We start from the raw sequence: 23,393 nt of genomic DNA on the forward strand, positions 1-23,393 counted from the left end.
GAGCTGCCAGCACCGTCATGTCCTGTTGTCGAATTGCCCGCACCGACACGTCGTGAGGAAGCGCGTGCCGTGATGGCGACGATCAGCGAAGTTCGCGATCGTGGCGTAGACGTCCGCGATATCGTCGTCGTGGCTCGCGATCTTGATCCGTACGAACAACCGCTGACCCGGGCAGCGATCCAGTACGGGGTGACGCCGGTGTTTTGGACACAGTTGCGCGTGACCCGCACCGAACCATACGCGCTGATAGCGGCGCTTTGTACGCTCTTTGGCGCCGGCGACGTCGCTGCTGTAACGCTGTTGGAACCATTGGCGCAGCGGTGGGCACCACTCACGGATACAGCCGGCTGGCCACTCGAACAGTCGACGATCCAGGCCGCTCTTGAGGCCCTTCCCCCCGGACATCGATCGATCGCCGAGTGGGCCGAGACGATACAGACACACACCACTGACGAGCGACTCATAACCTACTGTGACTGGCTACTGTCGCATGCCGAGCGCGAGCCAACACCCGAGACAGTTGGAACCGTTCTGGGGGCGTCGATCGACGCGTATCGCGAGACGAGCGTGCCCGCCCGCCAGCAGGCGGACTCACCGGCGCTCATGGCGACGGAGACGGCCGCGCGAGCAACAGTCAGGGTCACCCGGCTCGTCGAGCAGGTCACGCACAAATACGACGAGTGGCTTGCTGACGGGACTGTCTCCCGATCGTGGGGGGCTGTACAAGAACTGTGTGAGCTGCTGGCGACACAACGCCCGGGCCGCCGTGAACACTCGAATGCCTGGGCCATCGACATTATGGAGGCAAACGACGTGTGGGCGCTGTCTGTCCCATTCGTTATCGCGGTCGGCGCGACGGCAGCCGAGTGGCCGGCACAGATTGACAGCGTTGTTCCCACAGAGCTCCAGGAAGCCGTTCTCGCTGGGGCTGGTGAGACAGATATCGTTGCGCCGCGAACCGCGTGGGGAAACGGCCGTGATCGCGATCACTTCGCCGATGCGATGCGTGCCGCCGAGCGCGGCGTGATCGTGACGCGGTACACACAGACCGCCGACGGTGGTGCTGTGTACCCCTCGCCGTTTCTTGCATCACTCGAGATGGAGACTGTCTCCGAGCAGGCCCGCACCCAACTGGTGAGCACGACACCGCAGCTTCCTGAGCCGATTGCCGCGCTCCTCTCTGCGAGTGGGGCGTCTGACCCAGCACCCACCGAGACACCTCATGAGTAACGACGACGACCCACGGACACTCCGGAACGCACAAGCAACGATCAGAGACCGATTCGTTGACGCCGAGTCGGGACTATTTACGATGAACTGTGTCGCCGGCGCTGGCAAATCACTGACGATGCAGCGAATCGCAGCCGAAACCATCATTCGGCGGTACGTTAGTGGCGATCGGACTCCCGCCCAGAGCGTAGCCGTCATGTCGTTTACCACCGATGAGGCGGCCGCGATCGGACCCGGTGTCTGTGAGCACATTCGGGAGATTGTGGATCATGAGTTGATCCCCGAGGCAGCGTCACTCACCGAGTCAGATATCGCGTATCTCGTGGCGCGGGTCCGGAACGCACCGTTTATCGGCACTGTCGACAGCGTGTTGCGTGACGTCTTCGGGGAGCTGGCCACCGACCTGGGGTTCGAGGAGACGCCATCGATCGGGAATAAGGCGTTGCTGGAAACGGTTCATAAAGCGTGTTACGACGCCGTCGCTGCCGATCCGGCCCACGCAGACGCGATCGCCGAGTTGGAAGCAGCATATCCGGATGACGGCTGGTCAGCCACTCCTGCGGAGATGCTCACTGACGCCGTCAAGTACTGTCGCGATCAGCGACTCACCACGGCCGCCTTCGAACGCAAACTCCGTACCACACAAGAGGCAGTGTATCCCGGGGGACGAACCAGCGGTCGTGCGGATATCGTGGCGACGATCGCAGACATCGTCGACGCCGACGCCGCAGCCGACACCGACGCGGCCCTCTCAGCAGCGGAGTGGGCAGATCTTGTGGCTGCTGACCAGCGCCTCTATGACGCATGGGACACGACGCTGACAGCGTTTGGGGATGTGCTTGAAGCGTACCGCGAGCAGTACCGAGCCCTGATCCGCGAGTATAGCGTGGTCTCTCACACCGATGTCGCCTTCTTCATTACCAGTGTGTTCAAGCGTGACTGGCCAGTCGATGGCGATGGGCCAACCACCGACCAGGACACAGCCCTTCGTCAGCGGTACCACGCGCGGCTCGATAGCGTGATCATCGATGAAGCACAGGATGTCTCCACTATCCAGCACGCAGCGCTGTCACAGCTTGTTACTCCCTCGATGCGCGTCCTCGCGTGTGGCGATACACTCCAAAGCATCTACCGCTGGCGGCACGCCGATCCGTCGCTGTTCACGACCGCCTGTCGCGAGGGCCAGTATCTCGGTATCGACTGGGACACCCATGCGACGGTGACAGCCGCAACAACCTATCGTGGAACCCCGGACATCGCCGCCGGCATCAACACCATCATGCGGCCCGTCTTTGACGATCCAACTCGCGGGGGGCTCAGTGATTTTGCGGCGACTTACCCCGGCCTCGACGCATCTCGGGATCCAACCGCCGACCCGAGCATCCACATCGCCGCGTTCACCGGTGGGGCAGCGCCCGACACGGCACGGTGGGTCAACCCCGACGGCCGTACTGGCGAGGCGAACATCCTTGCAACGTACATCGCACAGGGCCTCGCTGATGGGACGTTAACTGACGAGACCGGGTCGCCACAGTCGATAACCGTCGTCTTCAGAAAGCGAACGCGGATGGCCGCGTACAAAGACGCGTTCGAGGCCGCGGGCTTGACCGTACAAAACGCGAGTTCGAGACTCTTTGCGTGTCCCGTGGTCAAGGCGGTCCTCGCCGTCTGTGACTGGCTCACTGCGCCGACCGATCGGGCCCAGACACGCGCGTTGTTGACTGACTCGCCGTTCGATTTCACAGCAGCCCACGACTGCTTCGAGCGGGCTGGGTACGACCTTGACGTCATCTGTGCGGCCGACGACCTCGACGCCGAAACCCGAGACATCCTCTGTGGCCTGCGCGATCTTCGCGATCAGCTGGGCCGGTTCCGTCGCGTTCCAGCGTCGGTGTATCTGGAAGACATCATCGAGCAACTCGCGCTTCGAGCCGACCCGGGCGACCAGTTCACCGAGCTGCCGGCAGCACAACGAGTAGCCGCGCTCGACGCGCTCACGAGCACCGTCGCCGACTGGGAAGCTGACACGCAGTACCCACCAGCCGCCCTCGGTGACCTGCTTGCGCCGTTTCGGGCGGCCCCACGCAAGGGGCCAGATATCCCGAGTGTGACCACTGATCCCGATGTCGTCTTTAGCACAGTTCATCGGCTCAAAGGCGATCAAGACGACGTGATTGTGCTCGCAACGCCGGGCTTCAAGCTCTGGGACACTGGCCCGTTCTCTCAGCGGTTCATGACGCAGGGTGGCGTTGCGGCGTTGGCCCCGCCGACGAACGTCAAGACAGCACCCGATATCGAACTGCCACCATTCGATGGGGGACTCTACACGCCAGGCGGTGACGGTCGAGATAGACAGGGTGCTGCACCACGCGATATCGGGTTGCGGTGGGCGACCGAGCACTGGCTCGACGACGCCGCCGGTGGGGCCCCGCACCTGCTTGGTCCTGACCAGTTCCAGTCAGTCGCAGCCAACGAGCGTGCGGAGGCGTGGCGGCTCCTGTATGTGGCACTCTCTCGGGCACGTGACCATCTCGTCATCCCGCTTCCGAAGACGTTGCCCGGCACGGCACAGCCGCGTGATCGCTGGCTCGATACCCTGTCTGAGACACTCGGGTTTTCGCCTGGACGGACAGCCACGTATGCGATCGACGAACCGTCCAGTGCCGGCGATCTCACGATCGGTGTAAATGACGTCGACGGCAGTGTAACACGCGAGATGTACGACACGCCGCTATCGGTGACGGGTGCCGTCCCGCCTCGACGCGACCAGTTGGAGTTGTGGGTCCCACGCTTTCTCGACCCGAGTACGGCCTATCCGTTGACTGACGACGTCGACGCCACCATGGGTGCCCACCTCCTCGACGAGGCCATTCATACCGAAACTGAGACGGTGGCCGACAGCCTCCCGATCACGTTCGAGACGCTTGGGCCAGAGGCCGTCGGGACCTGTCTCCACGACGCATTACTCACCCTCATCGAGATGGACGTGCCGGACACCGAGATCGATGCGTGGAGTACGCTGATTTATACCGCACTTCGGGACGCGATGGAACAGGTGACGCCGCAGTCGATCGAGATGTTGCCAGATACTGAGCGTGGTGGCCTCGTCAGCTTCTTCCACACGTCGGTCGTCCCAGACTTCTTAGCGTCCGACCTGTGGGCCCAGATCCAAGCGGCGGAGGCGGTCTACGTCGACCACGACCTGAGCGGACTCGTGACTGCTGGCGATATTGAGGTTGAAGTTCATGGTGAAGCTGATATCCTCATCAATCTGGGTGGAGGCGAGTGGCAGTTGGCCGATCTCAAGATTGCGCTGACTGACGACGTCGACGCAACAAAACCGCGATACGAACTCCAGATCGCCGCCTACGAGCACATCCTCCAGCAGGAACTCGGATCGGCAGCGACAATTCACGCCAGTGTCGAAACGTTCGGGTGTGTCCGAAGGTCGGTGTCTGGACAGTTCCCGCCCACGGTTCTTGCGCGTCGTGTCCGCACCCTCGTTGGGTCGGATGAGTCGATCCCTGGCTCCTGAAGAGGGTGCCGCCCCGAATCCGCCCAGATGGAGATTGCGACCGCTATGGAGACCCTCCGCATCACGTCGCTCCCGGCCGAGAAGGCGCAGGCGGCGGCTATCAAGCGCGCCGAGCGGTGGGAGGACGGAGAGGAGGTCCCGAACGTCGTCAACTTCGAAGACCGTGGTCGTCTTCGGCAGTTGCTCACCGACCGACGGATGGAACTGCTCGAACAGGCTATCGAGAACCTACCCGAAAGCATCCGAGCCTTGGCTGCCCGCCTCGATCGCGACGTTCACGATGTCCATGACGATCTCCACCTACTGGCAGAGTACGACATCACCTACTTCGAGAAGGACGGCCGCGCAAAGAAGCCGTACGTTCCGTATGATACGGTCCGTCCTGAGGTCGAATTCGGTTTGGGCCGCGACGAAGGCTCAGAGTCGCCCGCAACGGCTTAATTGTTCAGCAGGAACAGAAATTTAGCTGAATGTAGGCGGTAAGCCCCCTTCCTCAATGAGCCGCCGAAGGCGGCGAGTAGGCAGGGGTAGTTTACCTCGCTTGGTACAGATTTTGATCACGTGTGTATTCCGACGGCAGCAGCTTTATGACGTTTTCAGACAAATACTGACATAGACAGACACTAATGCCGATCAGAATCGATTCCAGCGGAGGGGACACGCCCCCAGTTAAGCCGGGGACGAACGCCCACGAACTGCTCACAGTATTGCTTAACCATCCCGAGATGGGCTTCAGCCCCACGGAACTGACGGAACTGACCGACGTTCCGTATTCCAGCGTCCACAAGACCCTCTCCCGGCTCCGAGAGAAGGACCTCGTTCAGAAGGTTGATTCCTACTGGGCGGCTGCCGAGGACGTCGCCGCCTCGGAGATTGCGAACGTAGTGAGCCTCCAGCAGATCGAGGCCGAGTACGGCGATGACGCCTACGGCGACGATGACGAGTGGGCCGACGCCGCGCCGGACTTAGGAGAGAACGCGTAGGATGGCCTACGCACAAAGTAGTGTCACCCTCGCGCCAGCAACGTTCAAAAGCGGGGTCCGACCGTATCTCGTCGTCTCGAATCGAAACCGACCGTTCTTCGGCGATCGGTATACGGTTGCGGTCATCACGTCGACCGAGCGGGAGACAGCAGTTAAACTGACGGCAGATTCGCTCACCGAAGGCGAACTGAAGACGTATCCGAGTTACGTGAGTCCGTGGTCGCTGCATGTCTTTCCCCACCAAGAGATCACCAAGCGTGTGGCGGAGGTCGACGACTCAACCATGACTATAGTTACAGACGGTATACACGAACTGACCCGGGTACTGTGATTAACAGTTTGTAGGCGCTAAGTCCCCTTCCTCAAGGAGCGACCGGAGGGTTCGAGTAGGGAGGGGACACAGGGCCGTCATCACCTTGACACCCCCCGCGTTGAATTCAGTAATTCTCCGAGAAACCACCACTCACTGAGTATTTCAATAAAATTGACAAAGAAGAATGAGCGAAATTAACGCGACCGGCTACAGGCAGGACAGCCGCCGTTTCGCAGATACACCGACATCTCGGTGTTGGTCCCGCATGTTTTACAAATACATTCCGTCGTGACCTCTATTTCAGGCTCTGTTCCGTGTACTTGGTTGTGGGATACAGATTGTGAGATAATCCTAGTAGCAATCGTCTCTGTCTTTGTCTCGATCTGTTGTAAACTCGCAACTCGCGAGTGGATATCATCGATCTCACGCTCATACTCAGTATCACGATACTCTGTCAGATACGTGTGTATTGATTGATACGACACCATGTCTCCGCCGACTTCGTCGGTGTCTACTCCCCTACTATCGAGATCAAATCCTGTCAGCGGTTTCTCCTTGTCTTTGATGATCGCGGCACACTCCTCCACAAGTGATCTATCCCAGATGATACCCGCTTCGCGGAGTGCTGCATCGAGCACACGGATGTTGAAGAATTCCGCGAGTTCACGACAAGAGCGTCGGGTACTCTCGGGCTTTGTCCACTCCGCAACCATTTGGTCGCCAATGCCGTTGAGGTCGTATTTGTCGATTACTCTAACCACCTTCAGTCGTGTACTTGTGGCGTTACTCATCGTTATTGGACACGGCGAGACACAGGCGCTTATTCCGCTGTTCGACGCTGGGTGTGAGTTCTGAACGGCCCTCTTCACAAAGGGCGACGCAGATTTGTGTCTCCTCTTTGGTGAGCGGGCGCTCGCGGATGGCGTCGGTTGTACGATCGGTTGCTGGGCGCCTCACTGTGACGTACCCCGCGGTGAGAGGGGACGTCGGTGGTCGAGAAGCGATGCGGTCGGTGCGTAGTATTGTGGTGTCATGCGTGGTTCATGGGTAGTGGTTTCAAGCAGTGCGGCCGGTCGATGGCTGTGGTGAGTTTGTGCGTCAGTGGTTGCGGTGTAGTCCTCCCAGCGCAGTCGCCACTGGTTCACCGGAAGGGCGGTGTCAAAGCAAGTGACAGTCGGGGCCTGTTGATCCCGCGTGAGGATTCGATGTGGGTGTCGCCAGCCGACTCGAAGTGGAACCCACAGGGTGGGGGCGAAACCGACTGAATGTGTTCGTGAGCGATGCGTCAACAGCGGGAGCCAGGAATGGGGGTGACCGGGGTACGGCGACGGCTGCGGTGAGGCGTGACCGGGCTCGTCGGTGGTGACCCAGCGTCGGTGGCCATCCACCTGGACGGCCTGGACGCGTGTGAGCGCTTGGACAGCACCAATCCGGCGGTCATAGCTGCTGGCCGCAATGCCAGCCCGCTCGAGTAACTCTGAGCGACCAAGCGGCTCGTCGGCTCGAAGCAGGGTCGCATACAACGCCGTCGCCGTTGGCACGAGATCTGGGCGGAATCGCTCTCCAGAGAGCGTCGCCGCCGCCCGTTCAACCGCAGCCACCGTCGGTGATTGGGACTCGTTCAGCGCGCGTAGCAGGCTCACCACGACGTCGTACGGACACGCACGTCGCGTGGTGTCCGCCGGGCCGAACGAGCGTAGACAGAGCCGCACGAGCCGCTGTCGCTCGCGGGATGTCCACTGGGCGTCGTGGGTCATCACAATCTCGTCGATCACCCGCCGGATGGCGGGGTAGGTCGTCCCGTCGACGACCGGAATCGAGAGTGTGGGTACGGTTTCGGTGCCCTCCGCGATCGCCTCTCGCACCGCGGTGAGCTCTGACGTGAGCGCCTCTTGGATCGAATCGCGGAGGTCGGTGATTGTCGGACCCGCAAGCACCCACGACATCGTCAGATCCATCGTCGCGTCGGGCCCGACGTCGTATGGGAGCCGCCGCCGCAGTTTGGGCGGGCGGTCTTCGAACAACATGCGGTAGCCCGAGTGAACGCCATACACCGATTGTTTGGGCACCGTCTTCGCGAGGAACGTGCAGAGCTGCCGGCGTTGCGTCGAGTTTCTGGTGAGCGCCTCGGTGTCCGGGAGTCTGATCGTGGTCGTGAGATCAACATCGATTGCGTGATACAGGTGGGTAGCCGAGGCGACCAGCCCGTGGAGATCTTCGAAGAGTTCGCTGCGGGCGGCGGTATTGGTACTGTTCGTGTGTTTGGCGACACGAGCGAGGAGCGTATCGCGGACGGTCGTAATGCGCTCACGCCACGCCTCGTAGGTGTGTTCGTCTTCGCTGTACCAGCCAACTTGGTGGCCACGACACAGCACTCGTGGGGCGTCTTGTTCGAGATCACCGCGGTGGATTGCTTCGAATGCGCGGCCAAATCGCGACGGCGTCAGGATCTTCGAGAGCGCCTTATCGCTGAGTAAGACAGCCGCGAGACGTCCCAGGGTTGCTAAGGGCCCACCCCACTGGAGGACGACCTGCGCCTCGCCGGAGATGTGGCTCAGATACCCAACCCGGCCGTCATCGAACGGGGTTGGGGTGTCATCGACGAGCGTGACGCTATCGTCCTGGGCGGGGATTGTGAACCGGTCGTGTAGGTGGGTTTCATCGACGGTGTCGGGCCCCCTGAGCCACTGGACGAACTCCCCGTCGGCGTCGGGGTCACCCGTCGCCGCCAGCCACTCCTCGAGTGAGGGTGGGGTGTCACCTGTGGGGTCCCCCCGGCGGGGCGACACTGTACTTGTGACATCGTGAGTGGTCGCAGTAAGATCGTCAGTCAGTCGGCGTTGTTCGGGATGGACGAGGTCGTCGGCGGCGTCGAGATACCCAGCCACGGCCGTTTGACCGCGTTCAGAGAGTGTGACGCTGTGGTGGGTGCCTCGACGGTCGACGTCGACGAGCCCACGCGTCTCGAGATCAAGGATGTACCGGCTGACCGTCCCTGCCTCAATGTCGATCGCGTCGTCGTTTTCGAGATCCTGGTAGGTTCGCCCGGTGGTGGCGTCGAGATTGGTGAGGAGGCGTCGTTTCCCCGGTGTGCGTTCGAGCCCATCGAGCGCTTGCCAGGCGGGGTGGCGCTCGTCGGTGGTCGGCTCGTGGGACTGAACGCGGTGGGGATGAGGGTGGGACCCATCCCGGCTCTGCGTAAGATCGAGGTGGATTTCACACCACTGTGGGTACCGTCTGGTGAGGTGCCGCTGGAGCGCGGGAGAGACGACAACTCGAACGTCGAACCCGGCTGCGAGCACCGCGATGGCTGCGAGCGCGCGGACGCCAGTTCGGCGGTCGGTGAGATCGGTCCACGCCGCCCCATCGAGTGCGAGGGTGATCGCTCGGGGAGTAGCGTCGAATTCGCGGTGGAGCGCGACTGGGCCCTTTGCGAGTGCGCCAAGCCCGGCGTTGACCGCGCCGCGGCCGGTGCCGACTGTATGAACTGTGTCACGCAACTCGTCACGGCGTTGCGTGTGATATGACGACACGGTGTCGCCGTCGACGAGCGCCAACTCGGTAATCGCCTGCGTGTACGCGACGGCCTCGGCGGTCGCATCGTCCCACGTGTTCTCGAGAGAATTCCACTCCGGAAGGGTGGTATCGAGGAGTGACGTACTCGCCCGCCACGGGTTGGTGTGGGGTGTCTGGGTTCGGACTCTTTCTGTGGTCGCCTCACGAAGCTGGTCGAGGAGTTCGGGTATCCACTCGGTCAGCCGGGGCGAGACGCTTCCACAGTGGATCCCGGCGGCGTCATTCTGTGTGGTTGGGCCCACAAGATGGACGCCACGCTCGTGGCCCTGGCCGGCGGGCTGGAAGCGCCCGCTCTGGGCCTGATTGGGAGCCGGCATTACTTTGTTGGCTCCCAGCAGTTGACCACCGCGACAAGCCGCCGGAGGAGTTGCCGGATGTACTGGCGGACCGTTCGCGAGACTGGATCGACACCGCGGGCAGTCCGGATTGCGGCCGCGATATCTGGATGGCGTGTCTCGTCGATAGTCCGCGTGGCTCGTAGGAGGGCGGCCCTCACGCCGGCCGCGTCACTAGTGGTGCTCGCGGTGAGCGCCCGACGAAGGTGTACGATCGTCGCGTGGATGGCGTCCGGATCTACCGTTGGCTGTTTGGACTGACGCGTTTGGTGGCAGCCAGTCCTCCCGTGTTGAGGGAGCTCAGTGCGGGGTGGTGACCGCATTAGTCATCACCCTCCGTTGCCGCTGGGTTACTGACCGTCACCTGCGCCCGCGCCTCGCGCCGTCGCTGCCGTTGAGTCGCTGTCGGCGTGACCCGTTCGGCGAGGGGTGTCTCGGGCGGGAGCCAGCGGATCGTCGTCGTCGCTGGTACGCTCATGCCTAGCGGGACTGGCTCGACGAGAATCGGCCACGTGGATTGGGTCGCGGCGTCTGAGGCCATCCCGATACGCCCGGCGACGAGGAGTTCGTGGACGCCGAGCGTGAACACCTCCTGCTGGCGGTGTTCGGTATGTGCGCACACGCAGTGGCCGACCTCGTGGGTGCGCTTTTCGGCCGGCTTGTGGACGTATGCGACGACGTCGTCGCCCTCGGTGAACGTGCGCCCGCAGTGTTGACACGCCCCCGACGTGGACGCAAGCGACAGCTGATCGAGGCTTACGATGGTCTCGTCCGTGAGGGGACCTACGGGTGCGTCGGCGGGCTGCTGACTGTCCCGCCTCATGGCCCCCGATTCACGCTGGCGATCGATTGGCCACAGTACCACCCACACTGCGGGCAGACCCACCCGTTCACAAATCGGTTGACGAGCCGGTCGCACTGGCGGCACCGCCAGAGCTTCTTCATCATGCGTGAACCTCGACCGCTTGTTGAACGGTGATCTCGTCGAGGTCGCCGGTGAGGGTCTCGCGGGCGTCAAAGCGGAGATACGGTGGCTGGGTGCGATTCACGCTGTCTCACCCCTCACCCATGCGTCGCGTTCTTCGAGCGCGGTAGTTGCCGCCGCAGTAAGGCTGTAGCTGTTGGTGCGTCCGTCGCGTCGGCGTTTATTGATGAGTCCGTGTGCGACGAGTTCGTCGAGGTTCTGGTACAGGCGGCTGTGGTTGATCTCCTCGCCGTAGTAGGTTCTGAGATCCGTTTTCAGTGAGAGCCCACTCTGCTCGTCAGTCTTCGCGAGCGCACGCAGGAGGTCTCGTTGGAAGGCGGTGAGCCCGGCGACGACATCGACGTCGGTCGTCGCGCTCATGCGGCTCCTCCAGGATTCCCTTTGAAGTCTCTTACACTAATACGACCTGAATTACCGTGTTCAAGTGTGGGGACCTGGATTATACAACCGCTTGTCGATTTCTGGAGTGCTACATCTCCGGTCGTCGCGTAGGGCTTAAGCCCCATAGTTGCTATTGTCAGCATGGTTCTGTGTCGCAGCACAGAACCCGACCCGGCCGGGTGTTGTAGCACCGCGACCGGGATTCCTACATTTCATCGCGAGCCGAGGGTTCGTCACTCGGGCCCCGTAGTCCACGGTAAGAAACAGCGTGTCTTAAAGTTAACGACGTTTCTATTTGGCACCTAAGTTTCCGATCGTTGCTTTTGCGTGGAACGAAGTTTCCTCAAGGAAACCTTGTGTCTATGAGGAAGAGCGCTGACTGGATGACCATCTGGGATGACCGAATTCTTGAGATTATCCGTGATGAAGGGCCTACGTCCCCTACACCCCTTTCCGATCACCAGTATATTCATATCGGTAAGTCAGGAGTTTCCAAGCGCCTGAACCGGATGAAGGACCACGGGCTTGTGACGGAGCTTGGTAACGGAGTCTACTCGATCACCACCGAGGGTGAACGCTACCTAGATGGAGAACTCAACGCTGAACAGCTCAACGACCAATCCTCGAACGGAGACAAGAGCGCACAGGTGTGAAATGAAAAATCTGCGAACTGGATGGTCAGCGAGGACAATCGCGCACCCTTGAGTACCTCGACCGTGAGGGGCCGTCGTCGTGGTGAGAACTCGCTCACAACCTCCACTTCCGACAGCAGTTCGTTCGCACCCGGCTCCGTGTTCTCTCGAACTCTGCTTGGATCTCTTCTCACGATCGCCGAGGCCTCAACCACGTAGTCGACATCGGGCAGTTCGGTTGCCTTCAGCTGGTCAATCAGAGAGTTAGTCTTCGTCGCTGATACGCTCCATGTGTTAGTGACCATTGGGGCGCGGATCCTCGGGATCGACGTCGTCGCCCATTGTGTGCCCTCGTTGGGTCAGGCGTTCGCCTTCGGGCCCTGTCCGGACTTAGTCGTGAGCGGGAGGTCCGCGTCGATCTCGTCGTACCACACAACTGGGCGCTTTGCTCGGCCATTTTCCTCGAGTTCGACGAGGCCGTAGTCAGCCAGCTCGTTTACATTGTCGAGGACCTCTGGTGGGTTCCGATCAACGAGGCGAGCGAGCTCGCGGATGCTCTCTGGCTCGTGTTCGACGATCGCCTCCAAGAGCTCAAGATTGGTTGAGCGGAAGACGCGCCCGAATGTTTCGAGATTCTCGATTGACAGCGTCGGCTCGCTGGGGTCGACATCTTTGCCGGCGTCGATCGCTTCGAGGCGCTCTTCGAGGTCGCTACGGTCGGCGGACTTGATCTGAACGTGGAGTGTCTGGGTCATGGGTGAGTGTGGGGTTGTGGGTCGGAATTAGTCGCGGGTCTGTACGTCGGTCACGTACTTGAACGGGCTACCAGTCGTTGCGCTTCTCTTCTGGGAGCGCCGCCCGCCAGGCGCGGAAGATCTCCGCAAGGCCGGGGTAGTCGATCTCGAAGGTCTCACCGCCGAGGTGGAGTTCGTGGACGCCGTGGTGGTTGTCGAACCGGATGATCGGATCATCTGCGCCGGCTTCGCCGTAGTGGTAGGCGTACTTGATCCCGTCCTCGAACCGGTCTGAGGTCGGGACTGAAAGCACGCGTACCCGCGCAACGGTGCCGTCGGCGTAGGCTTCAATCTCGTCTTCAAGTACGGTGACATCATCGCTCATCCACACACGTGTAGACGCACCCTGTTCCGATAAGTGTTAGGGAAAACCCTAACAATAGCAAAGCAACAGATAGTATCCATGACGGCAACATCGAGCGATCGCTCTGTCAGCGGTGAGGCTATACTCAGATGTGGCTAGTGCCGTACTACTCGTCGTCGGAGTCGTCATCGACGAGACCTAGAAAACTGTCCGTTGCCTGTCTGAGCTACTGCCCGGCTGATGCCCTTCTCGAACAGATTCCAAGTATAGCTCGGCAATTGGAACGATATGAGTTAATCTTAACCTTAACTTTGACATCCTCCCCGCCCTGAAGGGCGAGGATTCCCGAGCGTTGGGATATTAAGATTCGCAACCCACCTGTTCGCTCGGTGCGAAACGCCCCGAGGTTTGGTTGAACAGGTAGGCTACTGGCCGTGCCAAACGACCGTTACTCATATCCTCAGTGGGAGGACTCTGAGTTATCTTTCTGTGAATGTTCACTGCGCCATTCACGTCTGCGTTCATCGTCGCTCCGCACGACTCACAGACGTACAACCCACGCTCCACGCGATTCGCATCACGCTTCCGACCACAACACGAACACGTCTTGCTCGTGTCTCGCTCGCTCGTGCGGTCAACGAGAATACCGTGTTCCTCAGCCTTGTATTCGAGCAACGTGGTGAAGCGGTCGAACTCCCATCCGTGGAGTTTCTTGTTCCCGCGCTTCCCCCAGTTCCGCGAGTCACCGTTTTTGTCCTCACGAATCCTGCTCAAGTCACCGATGGCGATGCGACCGACTTCGTGGTCGATACACTGCTCAACGATGTGTTTGGCGAGGGCGTGTAAGAAGTGGTCTTTCCGACGCGAGAGTCTCTGTCGGGCACGGAGCGCACGCTTCGATGGCCCGTTATCGCCCTCCGTGTCGTACTCGTCGCGGGTGAAGTAGTGCTTGTCCTGCTTCAAGACGTTCCCCGGATACAACTCGGCGTCACCGTCGTCGTAGGCGATGGCGAGGTAGTTGCTGATACCGAGGTCGATTCCAGCCGTGTTGTCGCCGGGTGCGTCCCCGACGGGAATTTCGACTTTACAGACGAGGTGAAGTTCCCAGCGGTCGCCGTTCCACACGGCTCGAACCTGCTGGATGTTCTCCACAGTCACGTCCGGTCGAGTCTTGTACGCTGCGAGGATGAAGTCAGAACGGTGGTTCTTCAGGTTGAACCCTTTGCTCAGACGGAGTTGGTTGTGCTTGGAATCGTGTTTGATGCCGTTCTGCTTCCACGTCACGGTGGAGCGTGGATGGTTGTCGCCTCGCTTCCGATAACCGGGAGGATTCGCGTCTGTATCACCGTTCTTGCGTTTTTTGAACCAACCGTTGAACGACTCAGCGAGTTCTTCAAGAACGCGCTGACTTGACTGAGAATGGAGGTCACTGTATCGTTCGTGGTCTTTTAATTCGCGCTTGAGGTCAGCTTCGGACGGAATCTCTCCCGTGTCATCCCATTCTTGTTGGATGTGGTAGCGGGCGACGTTCCACAGTTTGGATGCTGAGTGCCCGCAGTCATCGAGGTCGTCACTCACCTGTTGGTGGTTGACGATTTTTGCTAGATAGGTGCGGGTTGTCTCCAGCATCGGACTGTGTTCTTAAGGACTTATGAAAAATTTAATATTAAAAGTAACGACTGAGACGTGGAATATCCGGAAGTGCCATCGAACGTAGTTACTGGAGGGATTGTCGGCTGTATCCCCGCCCTGAAGGGCGGGGTTTTAGCCTTGTAACTTCCATAATATTAATCTAAAACACTCTTTCTACGATGCCTAGTGATGCTAAGTGGATCTCTCGCGAGAAGAGCGCGAAATACTAGAGTCAAACAGTCCTCGAACACAGCGGTTCGCTCACCTGTCGTGGTCAATATACCCGGCTTCCCATTCAGTCCGAGCTTCGATCTCTCTAGTACCCCGGCGAGTAGTGCTGTACTCGTTGGTCCGTCGGTCCCGCTGACTTTTTTCGATGAGTCCCTTCTCAACGAGCGTGTCGAGGTTGGGATAGAGCCGACCATGATGGATTTCTTTTTCATAGTAGTCCTCGAGCTCGTCTTTGATCGCGAGTCCGTGGGGGTCATCAAGTCCGGCAACTACGTACAGCAGATCGCGCTGAAAGCCAGTGAGATCGTACATGTCGCAATTTGCTCATTCGAGTTTTGAAACACTATTGGTTGTAATCTGATATTATAGAGGGCTCCGAACACGATTCCCAGACATACGCAACACTATATTTAGCCATTCTGTGCCACTAGATCGGCAAAATCGCGGTACACAGGTCAGTTATCGGCGCGGGCAGTGTTCAGCCGAGCACGCCGACTAATCAGAGCAACGCTCACAGCCGATCATCGAGTTCTAGGTTGGACCCGTCAGCTAGAATTGGATAAATCTCATCTGCTATTGTTCTCGCGTCATCCGGCATCAACCACCCAATAGAGCTAAAATCACCACTCCCTATCGATTGACTCGTGTAACCGCTTACTACGTCATCTATCTTCGAGATCGCTTCAGCCGTAAGCACATAAGAAGTATATCCACTACCTCCCTCGTCTCTGTACGGCATCTGGATGTCGATAGCACACTGTTGAGCCACGCTTTGATCCTGCCGAATCCGAATCTGTACACCTGACTCTAAGCGCTTCTCAGGAACAGATCCCAATTTATCCTGCTTGGCGAATGGAATATCGTGTTTCGGTGAGTTGGAGGCGTCGACGTCGACTTGTCTTGATTCAGGCGGCCACGGGACCGTGGTCGGGTCCATCCCACGTTTATAGCTTTGGAGGTAGATCATATCGTATTCGAACCGTTCGTAGAGTGAAACAAGCGCCGTATCGCAGTCGATGACGCACCTGTTCGACTCAACGAAGTCCATATATCCATGAATCAACTCCGTTGCTATCCCCTGTGAGCGATACTCTTCCCTCACGAACAGCCCAATCGGATGTGGCAGATCCGAATGCGGGTGATCCATACAATTCCGCCCGTCGACGTCTCCAACAAGAATCCCAGCTGGGTTTCCGTTTACTGCTCTCGTGGAGATGAAGTCGTGAGGGTGAGCAAAATACTGTCCATACTCATCTTCGTAGACATCGTGAGTAGTACTCTCGCGATGGTGGTCTACGACACTCTGGTCTACTGGGAACCCATCAAAGCCAGTATCGGAGCGGTCGATTAGTATCTGAACCAACGACTTCTCCGGACTATCAGTTACCATGGTTTATATCTCGTATTTTGGATCGGACTCCGCCCGGTCGACTATCCCGGCTGAGAGATGTAGACTCCACTGTGCGTCTCTTCTCTGAGGATATCTGCGGTTAGTTCTTCAGCTCGGTACGCGTCTGACTCGTGTTTGAACCACTGAATTGAGAGTAGCCTGGTCGGAGGAAACATCTGCGTGAAATTCGCGCCAGCTCCCCTACCAAGAGAGTGTTTCAAGAGACGGCTCGGAACATCCGTTGAGACGCCGACATAGACCAACCGCTGGTTTTTCTGAGCCTCGCCGACCCACGACACGTCATTCTGTAGACGGAGTTCTTCGCGGGCTACTCTCTGAGAAACAGTTTTCCATTGGCACTCGAGAACATACACTGCCTCAGTCTTATCGACCAAACCATTTGAGAACTCCTTCACCAGTTCAGCAGTCCTTCTCTGATCGACGTCGTGACACAGGCATTGAGTGGGACAGTCCCGATCAGATTGCTCTTCGAGGGCACTATTAATTCGGTCAGGAACTACGTTACGGACACGCTGAGCAAGCTCTTGGTCGGTCTGAAACCGAGGCTTAGGCTTGCCGGGTCCGAACATAATTCAAATCACATTTACCGCCACATAGTACCTAACTATCAGCAGTATACGCGATCGCCAAGACTGTCCCGGGATCCTCAGGATTACTGTAAACCTCAAACGGTGTCTCTATCTCTGTGGCATCTACCTCACGAACATCGATAATTCCCACCTGACTCAAATGCCTGATTTTCAGATAGAAATCGTTCGTTGTACCCGATTCCGAGATGACTGTTGGATGGTCTTCATCAATTGGGTACCTATCATAGAAATCCTCTGAATCCATCTTCTCCTTATCCTCAAAACGTTCTAATGCGCTGTCCCAGTCCGCCATATCGGTTTTATTAGCGAGTTCCCGTAGCGTGAATGCCTTATGGGGGTTGTTTCGCAGGAAATCCGTCACAATTTCTTCCGCAGTTGGCGGTTCAGTCGCGCTCTGCCAAGCATCTGAGCTTGTTTCAATCGGCATATGACTATCTAATGACTATTGATAAAAAGAGTAGCCAGACCGCGGTGTAAGTGTTCACAGGAGCAGACGTTTATAACTGGTTAGCAGCCAAACCTCCACATCGGTGCGTGGACTATCTTCGCTGGCGTCGTGTGGGGTACAACCGGCGCGTTCCATTTCGACCCGGTAGTAGGTGAGGTACACGCCACGCCGAGAGTTCTCATCGGCCTCGCTATCGGGCTTGACTACATCGGCCATGAGATCCCGGACCTCTGACGCGCTCGACGTCGGTAACCGGCGCGTGGGTTTATATGGAACTCGCAGGCGTCTCTGCGATTGGAGCATGAACATGCTCATCGACGCGTTCATCGGTATGTTTGGACCGCACACAGTCTTCGCCGCGCTCGTGGTATTCATCATGTGGGTGATACAGTACACGCGCGGCTGAGCCGCCGGCGGCAAGCGAACCGTTCTGTCGCCCTGCCACAACATTTCCGTAAACCACCCTTATCGGCCGATAATCGGCCGGTTCGGTGTCTTGGGGGAAGAATCCAGGACACCCCTTCTGGTCCTGAATAATAATCTGTTGGGAAACGTGTCTGACACGGGTCGTTGAGCAGAATATATTAGGTAGCCGAAAGATCTCTATCAGTAGAATAGCTCGGGTCAAAGGAGTACCATGCCCCCGGTCGAAAGTTGACCGCTCCGACCCTGACGGTGCTCCCGATTTTAAATGGGACCGACAAGATCGACTACATAATGTATGAGTCAGATCTTCAAGACGGGGTATCGAGCAGCATTATTGACGGCGATGTATCGTCGTTGAACCTCAGCATCACCGACAACGAGTTTGCTGTCATCGTTGACATTGGTGAGACTGACGCAGCTTACACGGCTGATGAAGCCCGTGAGCTAGCGACGAGTCTCAAATCGATATCTGACCAGCGATGGGATGTAGACAACGATGATATCGTGGAGTACCTCCGCGACTTAGCCGACGTGGTTGACAACGAGAAGTCAGTAAATGAAGTAGAAGAGAAGTGGGAAAGTAGAGAAGTAGATATCTCGGTATGATAGAAAAATAAACCGTTGAGCCTGCCGTCAGGCAGGTCTACGATCGCTTGTGTGTCGGAGATTGAGGGGGTAGAAGCGCTAGCGGTTGTTGATGTCCGTAGCCTCCTCTAATCGCTCGACGCGTTTGCGCAGCTCTTCGAGGTTGGGATCCTCGGCACGCGCATCCTGTAGCGGACGGACGTCGGTGAGTGCCTCGTCGACGCGGTCGTCTTCAGCTTCGCCGCCGAGGTAGAGGTCGCGCCGATCTTGGTGGAGACTCCGGAGCGTCGACTCGGCGATGCCGGTGTCGCCGGCAACAGTCGCGAACGACTCACCGCAATCGACACGGGCCAGGGCCTCGCGGACGTGTAGGAACTCGGCCGGATCAACGCGGAGATAGCCATCCTCGACAACGAACCCCGCAGGCGGTCTTCCAGTCCACTTTCCGGCAGACTGTGCAGCGCGGACACCAGACCGTATCCGCTGGAGCTTTTGTTGGTGTTCTATCTGGGCGAGGTCGCCCATCAATCGAGCGACCATGCTGTATATCGTCTGCTGGAGCTCACCGTCGTCGACGTGGATCTTCAGGCCGACGTCGAGGGCTTCGACGCCGGTGTCGTGTTCCAAGCAGTGCTGGATGAATTCGTGAATCTCAGTCGGGCCGAGGCGAGAGAGCCGACTGATTTCGTGAACGACCACGAGATCGAACCGTCCCGTCTCGACGTCGTCGAGGAGCTGGTTGTACACCTCGCGGGTGTCGGTGTCGGCAGCACCCGAGACGATTTCGGGATACTCTTCGATGTCTTTGACACCGAGACGCTCCAGATGTTCGTGGGCTTCATCGAGTTGCCGAGAGACATCCTGATCCGATGTCGAAACTCGGGCGTAGATTGCTGCGTCTGAGGGTCCGTTTTCGCTCACGTTTTCGAGGACGTGCTGTTATTTTAAACAAGTGGGGGTTACTGCGGTTCCGTGTATAGCACTACGTTTGCGTATCGAGAATTCATGCGAATGCGTCGATGGTGTCGGTATTGAGTGCGCTAAAATGTTCGATGGCAGTGAACGCGATGGTAGGGTCGAGCGGGCCGGGTCGAGCTCGCCGGAGCCTGTATCGCCGAGCACATCGGTCTTAGCTCTCTCGCTCTCTAGAAGCACCAAGACCAGGATTAATATCTGGGAAGATAGGTTTATGGAGGAGACTATCAATCCCTGAGTCAAGGTGACTCAATGATACTCTCGTCCGGTGATTCCCTATGACGAAAACAATCAGTGATTTCGTCGAGCCGAGTGATGAGATCCAGGCAGAGGATGGGTCAATTAGTGCTGATGGGCTTCTAGACGAAGTTAGTTTGTATAACCTCTATGATGAGCGGGATTCGCCTGAGCAGGACGCTGAGCGGATTCTCGACATCACGTATCCAACTGAAACGCTGAAGGCTATCATCCAGAATGCGGTAAACAAACTCGATTCATCATCTGACCTCACCGAAGGAACGCACGTGATTGGTGGGGAGTTCGGGAGCGGGAAAAGTCACATTGAGCTTGTTGTCTACCATCTCTTGAATTCTCCCAAACTGGGGCAGAAATGGCTCAATAGTTGCGGTATTGATGTTACGCTCCCAGACGAAACGAGGACGGCTGCGCTTCAGATGTTCAATCTTGAACAAGAGTATGACAGATTATCTGAAGCAGTAGGGGACTACCTCGGAGTGGATGAGTGGGCAGACGATTCGGATCTGCCGACAGTTCACGATATTCGAGATACGCTTGACGGGAAGCCGACTGTAGTGTTGATTGATGAGTTTGAGCGATGGTTTGGGATGGCGAATCGGTCGGAGTACAAGGACGACAACCTCGCATTTCTACAAAATCTCCTTGAAGCGGCTGGTCGGGACGACACACAGCTGTGTGTGTTCGTGTCGTTGTTGTACGAGAGTGATGACGTGCAGGCGATTACGCAACGCACGAATCCGTTCACGTACGACTTGAGTTCACGGCGAGATGAGAAAATCGAGTTTATTCTGCACCGTCTTGTTGGGGAGCGCCTCGATGCGGAGGGAATCAGTGATCTGGCGCGAGAATACACGGATGTCTACCGGCAGAACGACCAGATTCAGCTGGACGACTATCACGATATGCAGCAGCGCATCGATGATTTCTACCCGTTCCATCCGGCGATGTTGACGTTGCTGATGGACAAATACTCCGAGCAGCGTATTTCCTCTGACGCTCGCGGACTACTGAAGTTCCTCACGGAGATACTGAAGGATAACTTTGAGTCGGTGAATTTGGTTCTGACTGGAGACGTTAACGTTCACAGCTATGTGAACCGATTTCAATATATTGACAGTGAGCTTGTTGGGAAATACACGAACGACTACTATCGGGTTCAGAATGCTGACGACTCGTTCGATGACCATGTTGAGGAACTGTTGAACATCACCCTGTTGTACAGTCTGGCTCGTGGTGGTGAATCTGGAGCAAACAAGCGCCAGATGTTGATGGGGTCGATGCGGAAAGAGATGAATGCCCACGAGATCATTCAAACGTTCCAAGAGAAAGTCTATGGAACGGCGTGGCATATTCATCGACTTAACGGGGAGTATGCCTTTGATACGGATGAGAATCCGACTGCTCGGATCAATAAGAAGGCCGAGGATATCCACAAACACGACGCGATTCATCGGATTGAGTCGCTGGTGAAAGACGACCTGTTCGACGGTCACAACAGCGTCTTTATTCTTGACCCAGTGAACACCGAGCGTGACATTCCAGATAATAAGAACCTGAAAATCGTTGTTTCGCTTGCTGCAAAGCGGAATTACGATGATGATTTCAAGATGCTCACGACGGAGGCTGAGCGAGAATGGAATAACACGTTGGTGTTGGTGACGCCGGAGAAGCGGTCAAGTATCGACTCGAACACGGGAATTATCGAGCTTGCTCGGAAGGTCGTGTCGGGTGAGCAATTGAAACGAGAGGAATCAACACTTCCTGCTGATTTTGACGATATTCACGAGCAGAACTTCCAGAATTTGCGTGACCGTGTGCGCGACAAGTTCGGAACGGTGCACACCTCGACAGACCGTGGGTTGTTCCCGCAGGATCTGTCGGTGAGTGGTAATGCGGACTTCTATTCTGCAACGCTTGAGGTGGTTCGTCCTGATAGTAGTCAGCTGCGTAATGAGGTGTCTGAGGCGGTTGAAAATGCAGGCGAGAGTGGGATTCAGTATCAGTACCTTCGGAATGATTTCTACCGCACGATGTCGTACACGACGCTTACTGAGGAGGGAGATCTTCAGGATGCCATCAAGTCGTTGTGTCGTGATGGGGAGATTCAGGTTGGGTCTTACTTCGAGGAGACTCCGCGGACGATCGGGAGTGATACCGAATTGGTGCACGAGTCGTTCATCGAAGAAGAAGAGGGTGAGGAGCCGAGGACGATTACGGCGGTCGGCACGAAAACGAAGAGTGTCAGTTCGGGTGTTACTAGCCAGTCGGCGTCTGAGTCGGGTTCGACCTCAGCAGTAGAGGAAGATGAATCGGGCAGCTCGGGTAGTGTTTCGCGGGAGGTGTCGGTATTTGAGTGCCCGCAGTGTGGTGAGGAGTTGTCGGGCTCTGAATGTGATAATTGTGGGTTCGAGGTTTCGGCTAGTGAGGTTGAAGATGGGAGCGTAACGGTTGAGGGAGCGTCTACGGAAGACTTGTTGACCCAGCTGGGCGATGAAACGGAAGGTGGTGAGGATAGTGGCCCGAACGTTCGTCCGCATCCGCCGATGGGAACGATGGCGGAGCGTACAATTCCGGACTTGATTGACCGGGTTGACCGTGAGATCAAGTTGGACTGGTCGATTCATTCGGTTGACCTTGTGGTGACTGGGTCGTTAGGTGGAGATGACGTGGGTCAGTTCGGGCTGAGTGAGGAGTATGCTGATTCGGTCGAGATTGATGAGACATTTAGTGTAGAGCCGGATGAGCCGATGCGGAAAACGGATTTAACGAATTTCTTGATGGATTTGGTTGTGCCGGAGAATGCATCAGTTGAGTTGTCGCTCAAGGTGGTGAAAGATGGCGAGTCGTGATGTGTTCACGGCGGATGAAGTGAGTGAGGTGATGTCTCGGGAGAACGTATTCGATGGTGCGTTCAAGTGTTTGCGTCGGATTTGGAGTGATCCGAAAGCGTTGGAGGCTCGTCAGTTGTCGAGTTCAGAGTACCGGGCTCGGCAGTTGGAGCGAGAGCTCGAGAAGCTCTATTCACCGCTTTATGACGATCTTATTGGTCAGATGGGCGGGCATCCGGTGGCGTCGGCTGAGTCGGGGTCGGTCGTGATTATGGATGCGTTGAGTTTGCGGGAAGGGTTCCAGTTGGAGCGTGAGTTCCAAGAGGAGACGGACTGGGAGGTTGAACTGGATTGGGCGCCGGTTGAGCGGTTGCCCAGTGAGACAAATTTCATCACGCAAGCGTGGTTCGATAGTCATGCTCCGTCAGCGGTGAACAGAGATGATTTCCGGTTTGTTGGGGATATGAATGTCCCGCAGCTACCGGGGACATCCCCGGAGTATGTGTGGACTCGATACCCTGATAAGCGGTTGGAGTCGGCAATGAAGGGTAATTACTCGACGGAGAATGTTTCGGATATTTACGCGGATGTGAAGGCGTTACTGGAGGAGATTATTACGGAGAGCGTTCACTCAGAGTTCTTGGTGTCGAGTGATCACGGATACATTAATCATCTCGGGAATAATCCGTATTCGCTGCGCGATGACCTTGAGGAAGGGTTGTCGGGGAAGTTCAGTGGGCGGTCGAGAGAGGTTGCGAATGGGTACGTGTATCAGCAGTTAGAAGAGGCAGGTGTGATCAAGCGAGCGAATGACCATTATATGGTGGCAGGGCATTACAGTTGGACGCAGCGAGGCGGTACAAAGCGTATTATGCACGGTGGGTTGAGTTTGCCTGAGTGCATGACTCCGGTTTTGCGGATTAACACGGAGACTGCTTAAC

21 protein-coding genes are annotated in these 23,393 nt (G+C 57.5%); 9 read left to right on the top strand and 12 right to left on the bottom strand.

From position 1 onward, the window contains the following. Positions 1-72: 72 nt before the first annotated feature. The 5 genes from ACZ5KW_RS00825 (at position 73) to ACZ5KW_RS00845 (ending at position 6,079) form a co-directional block, all read left to right on the top strand. Positions 73-1,230, top strand: coding sequence for a PD-(D/E)XK nuclease family protein (locus tag ACZ5KW_RS00825; protein WP_343778048.1), 1,158 nt, complete (start codon positions 73-75; stop codon positions 1,228-1,230). Further along, on the top strand, positions 1,223-4,765 hold the full coding sequence (locus tag ACZ5KW_RS00830; RefSeq protein ID WP_343778046.1) for a UvrD-helicase domain-containing protein: 3,543 nt from the start codon (positions 1,223-1,225) through the stop codon (positions 4,763-4,765). The genes ACZ5KW_RS00825 and ACZ5KW_RS00830 overlap by 8 nt, the downstream gene beginning before the upstream one ends. A 27-nt stretch (positions 4,766-4,792) precedes the next feature. Beyond that, positions 4,793-5,206, top strand: coding sequence for an HVO_A0114 family putative DNA-binding protein (locus tag ACZ5KW_RS00835; RefSeq protein WP_464388555.1), 414 nt, complete (start codon positions 4,793-4,795; stop codon positions 5,204-5,206). A gap of 185 nt (positions 5,207-5,391) precedes the next feature. Continuing rightward, positions 5,392-5,748 carry a MarR family transcriptional regulator gene (locus ACZ5KW_RS00840; protein ID WP_343778043.1) on the top strand — a complete coding sequence of 119 codons (357 nt, stop codon included), beginning with the start codon at positions 5,392-5,394 and terminating at the stop codon, positions 5,746-5,748. A 1-nt stretch (position 5,749) separates the two neighbouring features. Beyond that, positions 5,750-6,079: a type II toxin-antitoxin system PemK/MazF family toxin gene (locus ACZ5KW_RS00845; protein ID WP_343778042.1), complete on the top strand. Its 330-nt coding sequence runs from the start codon at positions 5,750-5,752 to the stop codon at positions 6,077-6,079. 176 nt (positions 6,080-6,255) lie between these two features. Here ACZ5KW_RS00845 and rdfA read toward each other — a convergent pair whose 3' ends face one another. The 4 genes from rdfA to ACZ5KW_RS00865 all read right to left on the bottom strand — a co-directional run bounded on the left by rdfA (position 6,256) and on the right by ACZ5KW_RS00865 (position 11,317). Continuing rightward, the gene (gene rdfA, locus ACZ5KW_RS00850) at positions 6,256-6,852 is read right to left on the bottom strand and encodes a rod-determining factor RdfA (protein ID WP_343778040.1); all 597 of its coding nucleotides are present in this window, start codon (positions 6,850-6,852) and stop codon (positions 6,256-6,258) included. A 162-nt stretch (positions 6,853-7,014) separates the two neighbouring features. Further along, positions 7,015-9,954: a plasmid replication protein RepH gene (locus ACZ5KW_RS00855; protein ID WP_343778038.1), complete on the bottom strand. Its 2,940-nt coding sequence runs from the start codon at positions 9,952-9,954 to the stop codon at positions 7,015-7,017. A 340-nt stretch (positions 9,955-10,294) separates the two neighbouring features. Further along, on the bottom strand, positions 10,295-10,795 hold the full coding sequence (locus tag ACZ5KW_RS00860) for a hypothetical protein (RefSeq protein WP_343778037.1): 501 nt from the start codon (positions 10,793-10,795) through the stop codon (positions 10,295-10,297). A 222-nt stretch (positions 10,796-11,017) separates the two neighbouring features. Beyond that, positions 11,018-11,317 carry a helix-turn-helix transcriptional regulator gene (locus ACZ5KW_RS00865; protein ID WP_343778036.1) on the bottom strand — a complete coding sequence of 100 codons (300 nt, stop codon included), beginning with the start codon at positions 11,315-11,317 and terminating at the stop codon, positions 11,018-11,020. A 404-nt stretch (positions 11,318-11,721) separates the two neighbouring features. On the opposite strand from ACZ5KW_RS00865, the gene ACZ5KW_RS00870 reads away from it, so the two are divergent. Continuing rightward, entirely contained in the window at positions 11,722-11,991 is a 270-nt protein-coding gene (locus ACZ5KW_RS00870; protein WP_343778035.1) for a helix-turn-helix domain-containing protein, read from the top strand. A 338-nt stretch (positions 11,992-12,329) separates the two neighbouring features. Here the strand turns inward: ACZ5KW_RS00870 and ACZ5KW_RS00875 are convergent, their stop codons facing one another. The 7 genes from ACZ5KW_RS00875 to ACZ5KW_RS00905 form a co-directional block, all read right to left on the bottom strand. After that, positions 12,330-12,725: an HVO_A0114 family putative DNA-binding protein gene (locus ACZ5KW_RS00875; protein WP_343778034.1), complete on the bottom strand. Its 396-nt coding sequence runs from the start codon at positions 12,723-12,725 to the stop codon at positions 12,330-12,332. A gap of 67 nt (positions 12,726-12,792) precedes the next feature. After that, positions 12,793-13,089, bottom strand: a complete 297-nt coding sequence (locus tag ACZ5KW_RS00880; protein ID WP_343778032.1) for a toxin-antitoxin system TumE family protein — start codon at positions 13,087-13,089, stop codon at positions 12,793-12,795. Between the two features lie 339 nt (positions 13,090-13,428). Further along, positions 13,429-14,697, bottom strand: a complete 1,269-nt coding sequence (locus ACZ5KW_RS00885; RefSeq protein WP_343778029.1) for an RNA-guided endonuclease InsQ/TnpB family protein — start codon at positions 14,695-14,697, stop codon at positions 13,429-13,431. A 264-nt stretch (positions 14,698-14,961) separates the two neighbouring features. Beyond that, the gene (locus ACZ5KW_RS00890; protein WP_271955471.1) at positions 14,962-15,243 is read right to left on the bottom strand and encodes a helix-turn-helix transcriptional regulator; all 282 of its coding nucleotides are present in this window, start codon (positions 15,241-15,243) and stop codon (positions 14,962-14,964) included. Positions 15,244-15,442: 199 nt separating this feature from the next. Next, the gene (locus ACZ5KW_RS00895) at positions 15,443-16,321 is read right to left on the bottom strand and encodes a GNAT family N-acetyltransferase (RefSeq protein WP_343778027.1); all 879 of its coding nucleotides are present in this window, start codon (positions 16,319-16,321) and stop codon (positions 15,443-15,445) included. A 41-nt stretch (positions 16,322-16,362) separates the two neighbouring features. After that, a complete protein-coding gene (locus ACZ5KW_RS00900; protein WP_343778025.1) occupies positions 16,363-16,737 on the bottom strand; it encodes a GIY-YIG nuclease family protein in 375 nt (124 codons plus the stop codon). Positions 16,738-16,942: 205 nt separating this feature from the next. Further along, positions 16,943-17,359 (bottom strand): hypothetical protein, encoded by a 417-nt coding sequence (locus ACZ5KW_RS00905; protein WP_343778024.1) that lies wholly within the window; start codon positions 17,357-17,359, stop codon positions 16,943-16,945. 738 nt (positions 17,360-18,097) lie between these two features. Between ACZ5KW_RS00905 and ACZ5KW_RS00910 the strand changes: the two genes are divergently transcribed. After that, complete coding sequence (locus tag ACZ5KW_RS00910) at positions 18,098-18,412, top strand: hypothetical protein (RefSeq protein ID WP_343778023.1); 315 nt, start codon at positions 18,098-18,100, stop codon at positions 18,410-18,412. Positions 18,413-18,490: 78 nt separating this feature from the next. On the opposite strand, the gene ACZ5KW_RS00915 is transcribed toward ACZ5KW_RS00910, so the two are convergent. Continuing rightward, positions 18,491-19,312 (bottom strand): recombinase family protein, encoded by an 822-nt coding sequence (locus tag ACZ5KW_RS00915; RefSeq protein WP_343778021.1) that lies wholly within the window; start codon positions 19,310-19,312, stop codon positions 18,491-18,493. Positions 19,313-19,644: 332 nt separating this feature from the next. On the opposite strand from ACZ5KW_RS00915, the gene ACZ5KW_RS00920 reads away from it, so the two are divergent. Beyond that, the gene (locus ACZ5KW_RS00920; protein ID WP_343778020.1) at positions 19,645-22,473 is read left to right on the top strand and encodes a DUF499 domain-containing protein; all 2,829 of its coding nucleotides are present in this window, start codon (positions 19,645-19,647) and stop codon (positions 22,471-22,473) included. After that, a complete protein-coding gene (locus tag ACZ5KW_RS00925) occupies positions 22,460-23,392 on the top strand; it encodes a hypothetical protein (RefSeq protein WP_343778019.1) in 933 nt (310 codons plus the stop codon). Before ACZ5KW_RS00920 ends, ACZ5KW_RS00925 begins: the two co-directional genes overlap by 14 nt. Position 23,393 lies beyond the last annotated feature (1 nt).

The organism is Halorubrum ejinorense (assembly GCF_055389685.1).